We start from the raw sequence: 6,382 nt of genomic DNA, 5'->3' as shown, positions 1-6,382 counted from the left end.
ACCATATTGGCACGGTCCTGTTTATCAGATGTTGCTCCCAGTGCAGCGCCAAATGCTTCCTCTGCCGGCTTGCCCTCTTTCAGCATTTTGTTAAATACCTGCTGCGCTTTGCTTCCTTTTCCAAGGATGCCAGACCATTCCTCACTGGTCAGGCTGGCCTGGCTGACAGCATCAGACAGTGTTCCAACCACTTTTGATGAATTTACAGTTTTTGTAATACTTTCTGCAAGGTCATCCAGAGGAAGCGAATCCCCATAAGCCGTCCAGGTTGCAATGGCTCCTTCTATTACTCCGTCAAGGGTTTCGGTATTTACCTTCATACCCATCAGGTTTGTGATGGCATTGGCCGCCATCTGATCATCGCCCACATACTTATAAAATTCCTTAAACCGGTCTTTGGCCTCATCTACAGAATATCCAAATGCTTCTGCGCTGCCGGATATCTTGGACATCATCTGCCGGTACTCTTCTGTTGCTTCTGAAAGCTCAAAAATAGATGATACAAAATCTCCAACTCTGGTAATGGCATTCGTTAATATATTTTTTACAAAAGAAGATATCGCATCTCCAAAAACTGAAAATCCTCCTTTTGCTTTTTCTGATACTTCTCCTGCCGCATCCAGCGTCTGATCAAATTTATCCGCTGCTGTCTTAGCCTCACCCATTCTTGTTTTATTTTCTTTTAGCCCGCCGGAAAGCTTCTGTATTTCCTGCCCCAGTTTCTTTGCCTTTTCTGAGGTTTCTCCCTGTTCCAGTATAAGATCCTGATATTTTATTTTTAACCTGCCCACACCTGTCTCCTGCTGGCTGATCGTACCATTCAAGCGGGCAAATGATGTTTTTATTTTTTCTGTTTCACTGGCAATGCCATCAAAAAGTTTCTTAACCTCTTTCTGGCCTTCACTTATAAACTTTGCTCCGGCTCCAGACATTTCCTCTATGGCTTTCCTCATATGCTTCTCCATAGCCGTTCCTGAGGATTTTGTCTGCTTTTCCGCCATCTTTAAGCCTGTCTTTATTCCGCTGTCATCTACTTCAATTCCTATTTTTATGGTTCCATCATTTTCTGCCAAATATCTCACCGCCTTTTTCCTGCTCCCGGAAACGCCGCTCCACATAAGCGAGCATATCAGCATTCCTTCTGGCCAGTTTTACATTGCCAGCTGCAGTGCTTTCTGTCTCCTGAATGGCATACACCTTTTTCATCTTCCGGATAAAAGACGCCTCCTTTTTAGACATTCCTTTTGTATCCGCAAGACGCCAGTACATCACCTGTCTTATTTTCAGGCTGTCATCCAGACTTTCAAACATAGCCGCAAACTCCCACCAGTGCAGCTGTTCATTTCCCATTTGATTCAAATTGATATGATACTGCGTCCAGAAAGCTGCATAAATCAGAAAAGCATCCTGTTCAAAGCAATAACTTCGTTTCCCTTTATTTAAAATACTTTCCGACTTCCCTTTTCTGACACCGCAATTATAAAACCAGCTCATTTTCTCAATCGCCGCTGCTACATTCTCTGGGATAGCCCCACAGTAAAAAATGTTCAGCGCCTTCCTGATTTTTTCTTCATCAGAAAGGCCACTGAACATTACCATTTCCAGCAATATGCAGGCCCGGTATCCCCAATTAACAGGCACCTGTATTCGATCAATTTCTACTGTTTGCGGCAGCTGGTCTATCAGGATGTTAACGGATCCGTTCAGGATCAAATGGGGACAATAAGCTTTCATTCTGCCGGGCTACTTCCCGTAAAAACTGATATAAAACTTCTTTTGCCATCAACGCATCATGGCAGCCTTTTAACACATCCTGCCCGGTAAAATCCCAAAGCACTTCCCGGCAGATCTTAATAATTTCCCGCATGATTTCATCCAGCGTATACTCCTGTCCGGATTTTTTGAGTTCTTTTTCTTTTTTCTTCAGCTTTATAAGTGTTTCTTCATACCGTTTGGCATCCCTTGGATCAGTAATATTAAAACGCACTTCTTTCCCGTTCAATTTCATTTACAGTATCCTCCTGTTTTGGCTGTTTTTCTATAAAGCTAATCAAATACCTTCTTCTGCAGAATATGTATATTCCTCTGGCTCTGCACCAATTTTTGAAAGCTGAATATCAACACTGGAAGATTCGCCGGCATTTCCGCCGCCGTCGGAATTTACAATTACAGATACCTGTCCTTTTTCTCCAACTCCATTCAGGAAGCAAAAATAAACATAATTTACAACCACACCATTTCCTGTTCCATACTTAATCGAATGGGAAAGCATATAATCCTGTGCCGGATCTCCCACATATCGGTCACCGGTTACAGCAAAAGAGCGCGCTGCCCCTGTTTTCTGTGTAGACTGACCGGCACGGATATAGGTCTTTTCTGATGTTACCGGATTTAACTGTGCATCCAATCCTTCTACCCCCATCTGCACCACTTCATAATCAGATACTTTTGTTTCAGTATCTCCTCTGGCAGCAGTATCAATTGCCAGTACCCAGTCATCGGCTGTCACCCATCCTTCGTAATCCGCACTCGGTGTCTTTCCCGCCATTAATTCACTTAATTTCATGTTTTTACCTCTCTTTCTCAAAATAAACAACCCGGCACTGTAACATGTACCGGGCAAGTCCTTCTTTTGCATTGATGCCGGCCAGATTCGGCATGTTCTGCAAGTTCTCTATTTTTTTAATCTGGCAGTTATCCGGAAATTCCGGATAGCTTTTTATCTTATCCTGACTATCCAGCCAATCCATAAATGCCTGAGCAAAGTTCATGGCTTTCAGATTCAAATCATCTGTAAAAGTAGAATATTCTCTGGTAATAATAATAGAAAAACCATATTCTTTCTCTGAACCAACTCGAATATTTTTTCTCAACACTTTATCACTGTAATTTGTAACAAATGCAATACTGTCAGGAGATTCCGGGGAAAAATTAAAAGTCAGAAGATCACCGGCCAATTCTAGAACCTTCGGCTCAAAGTATGCTTTCATTGCATCATGTTTTGTCATCAGCTGCGTCCTTTCAAATAGATTTCATATACTTTCAACAAGTCTTCTTTTCGGGCTGTCAGCATGGCCTTATCCCAGCCGGAAGTGGCGAGTGGCTGGCTAAATATACTGTCCTGCAAGGCTGATATTTTAGATACCGGGAACTTCCATTCAGGCAGTTTGCTTTCATCCTCAGTTTCATAACCCAAAGGAATATCTTCACCTTTGTACTGATTACGGATATTGGGCCCAGAATAAGTAATTTTACCGCTTTTCTCAGCTACATCTATCTGAACCTCTGGCACTCCCCCTGAGTCTAGTGATGTCATGTAAGGCTTCATCAGCAGAACCGCTTCATTTGCAAGAAACAGCATCCCATCTTTACCCCCATTTTTTTTTCTGATAATAGATTCCTTAGATCTATCCCATTTTAAATTCACTTTTAAAGGCATTTTACCCTCCTGCCCGATAATGCTTTCCAAGCAGAAATTCTGTATTATCTGAAAAAGCAGTCACTTTAAAAGCATTTGGTTTATTTTGTTTTAATATCTGTGCTGCAGTATGACCATTTTCTCCAGTGATTTCTTCCAGGCATTCTCCCAAAATAATGAGATCTCCGTTAGATATTGTAAACCCCTGCATGGATTCATTCCATTCGGCATAAGACCTGTAATCTGGATTTATCGGGATACGGACTATATATGTATTATTAGGGGCTGCCTGAGACCCTAACTGTGTAACTGCCGTCTCAGATTTCCAAAAACAATTACGTAGTATTGTTCTTTTCCAATGTTCTTTTTTATCCGGACTATCTGCCGCCCTTTGACAACTATATAACGTAATTGTAAATATATAATTTGGATTCATGTTATTCCTCCATCTCATACAGTCCCTGATACAACAGTCCCGTACTTCCCAGATAACGATAAATAATTTTTCTTATTTTTTGTTCTTTCCCTGCCCCAGTATAGTCTGAATAACTCAAATCAAAAGAAGCTGATTCTCCATCATTACTATAAGATGATATTATACCCGCAGCTCCATATTCAAAGGACTGTTGAATTATAATATTAGATTGATATAATAGTTCTGAAATTTCACAAACACAATCTTTTACCCTGTTGGATATAAACTTGCTGTTCCTTACAAGAGAATCAAAAGTAATTTTATTCACTTCCGTGCATGCCTGCTGTTCCCAGTAACAGAATTCCGACTCTGGTATTAAGGGATATCTCCCCTTCAAATACCCGGATATATAATAATTGTAATCGACATAAGACATAACATCACCTCTTATCTTCTGCAGATAAGCCCATAGAAATTCTTAACGTGGCGGTCTCGCTATCTATATAATTTCCAATGCCACCCGTAGGAGCAATCGGATTATTAATTGGTTCATCTGCCCCAAACAAATATGCATTTTCCTGCCAGCAGTTCTCTATCGCAGTTTGAATATCCATAGCCCTATCCTTACTTTTCCTCAAACTATCAATATCTAAAAGTGCTTGAATCGCCTTCATATTGCGGCCACCCACTGTTTCTATTGCTGATTTAAGTTCATAATCAAACTCCATATCTTCGATTCGTTTTTCGTAATCTTCCTTCTGAGTATCAAGACTCGTTGTAAGCATATCAATTTTTGCTACTAACGCTTTTACTTCTGTACCCTCAAAACTTTTTAGCATATCTTTTGCAGATTGTAATTGACTTTTTAACTTACCATTTTCTTCCTTTAAAGTTCTAAGTTCTGACTGATTCATATAACCAGCAGAACCTGCATTTACAATACGGATTGGTCTTGACTGATTTTCCGGTTTTTCGTTCCATATTCTGACAGCCTCCTCAAAACCAGTATATTCATTACCTAATACTTCTCTTAAAAACTCCATAGTGCCCCTTTCCTGCTGTTTTTTATGTTAGCCATATAAGGACCATTACAAACTCAGCTTCTCAAAGATCCCTTTTAATTTTTTATTTCCGGTATCTGTTCCTAATTTTCTATCTATATTTACCAGGATTTTTATATCAATAATTTTACTGCTTTGTCATCTGCATAGCTGCTGCACAGCTGCCTTTGCCTGTTCTTCCGTTTCTCCATACCATTTCATTCTATATTCCCATAACAGCATCGCCCCCATAGATACATCCGACCGGTCCTGCTGGCGTTCTGTCTCTTCGTCCACAAGAATGCTGTCTTTAAAGGTACAAAGGAACTCATAGCCGCTCTTTGTCATGGCGTTATAAAAGGCCAGCGCATACACAAGGTCTTCCAGACACTCCTTTAAATTCATCTGCATTGCCTGAACCATGTTATACTTACGCTTCCTGGCAATTCTTGCTTCTGTTGCCGTCTTATCCACATCTGATACATCAGACAAATCTCCATAGCTTAATGAAACATTAAATTCAACCTGGCGCAGATAGGTATTCAATCCATTCACAATACTGACATCCCGAAATTCCGGGCTCCACTCCTGATACAGCTCCTTATCTGTTCCTGCTTCCAGATTCAATCCCCGGTATAGGCGCTCATTCAATTTCGGCAGTACAAGTCTTGTTTTCCCATTAGATATCTCTGGAACTGCCCTTAACGCAGCTGCATCCACATTGATCGCCCGCTCTCCTGATTCAAATTCCCAGTCCAGTCTGGCTCCCTGGATGTCCGCATGCTTCAGCTGTTCAATGGCACTGTCAAAAACAGAAACACCACAGGGACTTCCATCCACTTCATTTTTTATGGGATTCCTGTAATATCCAAAGTCTGGCTTTTCCAGCCCGTGATACTCTACGGCTTCTGGAAGTGCCGCCCACTCTTCTACCTCTGTCAGGGGGATTTCACGTCCGATTACAGTTTCTGAATGACTGTGAAACGCACGATTTGTTATTTTTAAAACCCCCTCTTTAAATGCATGCCTCTCCAGACGATAATAAAAGCCGTTTTCCTGAAGTCTCTTGATCTGTACAAAAACTACATCAACAAGGCGCCTCCGGGCATCATATTCGATGGGCACAAACTGGCCGGCAGTTACATATTCCACCTTGTCCCCTCCAAGGGGCTTAATAATAAAAGAGCCAAGTGCAATTCCAGACTGCAGATGCTCATTTAAGTCACGGATAGACGCCTGATATATGTTGTCCAGTGCTTCCACTGATACCCTGCTCTCCATCTCATTTAAGCATACATTGGAAAACTCTCTGCAGATACCCTGTTCTTTACGCAAAGACTTTACCGGCCCCCTGCACCACGGCGCTCTTCCCTGATACATGCAGGACCACAATTCAAGTTTCTGCTGCATAGTCTCGGACATACAAGTCTCCACCTGCAGCGCCTGTTTTATATTTTTCGCTGGGAACATATTCCTTATCACTCCCTTCACGAAGGATACTATTTGTCC

Annotated in this window: 10 protein-coding genes; all 10 read right to left on the bottom strand. The window is 41.5% G+C overall.

The features are described from left to right. Positions 1–1,073 (bottom strand): hypothetical protein (locus tag OCV88_RS08000; protein ID WP_158424972.1); only part of this gene is annotated, 1,073 nt, incomplete at its 3' end. Continuing rightward, positions 1,060–1,734 (bottom strand): bacteriophage Gp15 family protein, encoded by a 675-nt coding sequence (locus OCV88_RS07995; RefSeq protein ID WP_158424971.1) that lies wholly within the window; start codon positions 1,732–1,734, stop codon positions 1,060–1,062. The genes OCV88_RS08000 and OCV88_RS07995, both read right to left, overlap by 14 nt. Further along, positions 1,691–2,008, bottom strand: a complete 318-nt coding sequence (locus OCV88_RS07990) for a hypothetical protein (RefSeq protein WP_158424970.1) — start codon at positions 2,006–2,008, stop codon at positions 1,691–1,693. Before OCV88_RS07990 ends, OCV88_RS07995 begins: the two co-directional genes overlap by 44 nt. 42 nt (positions 2,009–2,050) lie before the next feature. Further along, positions 2,051–2,566 (bottom strand): phage tail tube protein, encoded by a 516-nt coding sequence (locus OCV88_RS07985; RefSeq protein ID WP_158424969.1) that lies wholly within the window; start codon positions 2,564–2,566, stop codon positions 2,051–2,053. Positions 2,567–2,570: 4 nt separating this feature from the next. Next, a complete protein-coding gene (locus OCV88_RS07980) occupies positions 2,571–3,008 on the bottom strand; it encodes a hypothetical protein (protein WP_158424968.1) in 438 nt (145 codons plus the stop codon). Beyond that, complete coding sequence (locus OCV88_RS07975) at positions 3,008–3,439, bottom strand: hypothetical protein (RefSeq protein WP_158424967.1); 432 nt, start codon at positions 3,437–3,439, stop codon at positions 3,008–3,010. Before OCV88_RS07975 ends, OCV88_RS07980 begins: the two co-directional genes overlap by 1 nt. 1 nt (position 3,440) lies before the next feature. Beyond that, the gene (locus tag OCV88_RS07970) at positions 3,441–3,854 is read right to left on the bottom strand and encodes a DUF6751 family protein (RefSeq protein ID WP_158424966.1); all 414 of its coding nucleotides are present in this window, start codon (positions 3,852–3,854) and stop codon (positions 3,441–3,443) included. Position 3,855: 1 nt separating this feature from the next. Next, on the bottom strand, positions 3,856–4,161 hold the full coding sequence (locus OCV88_RS07965; RefSeq protein WP_158424965.1) for a head-tail connector protein: 306 nt from the start codon (positions 4,159–4,161) through the stop codon (positions 3,856–3,858). A 112-nt stretch (positions 4,162–4,273) separates the two neighbouring features. Beyond that, positions 4,274–4,876, bottom strand: coding sequence for a phage scaffolding protein (locus OCV88_RS07960; RefSeq protein WP_158424964.1), 603 nt, complete (start codon positions 4,874–4,876; stop codon positions 4,274–4,276). A gap of 156 nt (positions 4,877–5,032) precedes the next feature. Continuing rightward, on the bottom strand, positions 5,033–6,343 hold the full coding sequence (locus OCV88_RS07955; protein WP_262590973.1) for a phage capsid protein: 1,311 nt from the start codon (positions 6,341–6,343) through the stop codon (positions 5,033–5,035). Positions 6,344–6,382: the final 39 nt, after the last annotated feature.

Source organism: Brotonthovivens ammoniilytica, assembly GCF_025566885.1.
GTDB lineage: Bacteria > Bacillota > Clostridia > Lachnospirales > Lachnospiraceae > Brotonthovivens > Brotonthovivens ammoniilytica.
Note: the sequence above shows the minus strand (reverse complement) of the source record. Positions and strands in the feature narration are given on the sequence as shown.

What these genes read in the sequence shown, in the direction of transcription:
- OCV88_RS07995 (WP_158424971.1), bottom strand. Translation starts at nt 1,734, where the DNA reads ATGAAAGCTTATTGTCCCCATTTGATCCTGAACGGATCCGTTAACATC.
- OCV88_RS07990 (WP_158424970.1), bottom strand. Translation starts at nt 2,008, where the DNA reads ATGAAATTGAACGGGAAAGAAGTGCGTTTTAATATTACTGATCCAAGG.
- OCV88_RS07985 (WP_158424969.1), bottom strand. Translation starts at nt 2,566, where the DNA reads ATGAAATTAAGTGAATTAATGGCGGGAAAGACACCGAGTGCGGATTAC.
- OCV88_RS07980 (WP_158424968.1), bottom strand. Translation starts at nt 3,008, where the DNA reads ATGACAAAACATGATGCAATGAAAGCATACTTTGAGCCGAAGGTTCTA.
- OCV88_RS07975 (WP_158424967.1), bottom strand. Translation starts at nt 3,439, where the DNA reads ATGCCTTTAAAAGTGAATTTAAAATGGGATAGATCTAAGGAATCTATT.
- OCV88_RS07970 (WP_158424966.1), bottom strand. Translation starts at nt 3,854, where the DNA reads ATGAATCCAAATTATATATTTACAATTACGTTATATAGTTGTCAAAGG.
- OCV88_RS07960 (WP_158424964.1), bottom strand. Translation starts at nt 4,876, where the DNA reads ATGGAGTTTTTAAGAGAAGTATTAGGTAATGAATATACTGGTTTTGAG.
- OCV88_RS07955 (WP_262590973.1), bottom strand. Translation starts at nt 6,343, where the DNA reads ATGTTCCCAGCGAAAAATATAAAACAGGCGCTGCAGGTGGAGACTTGT.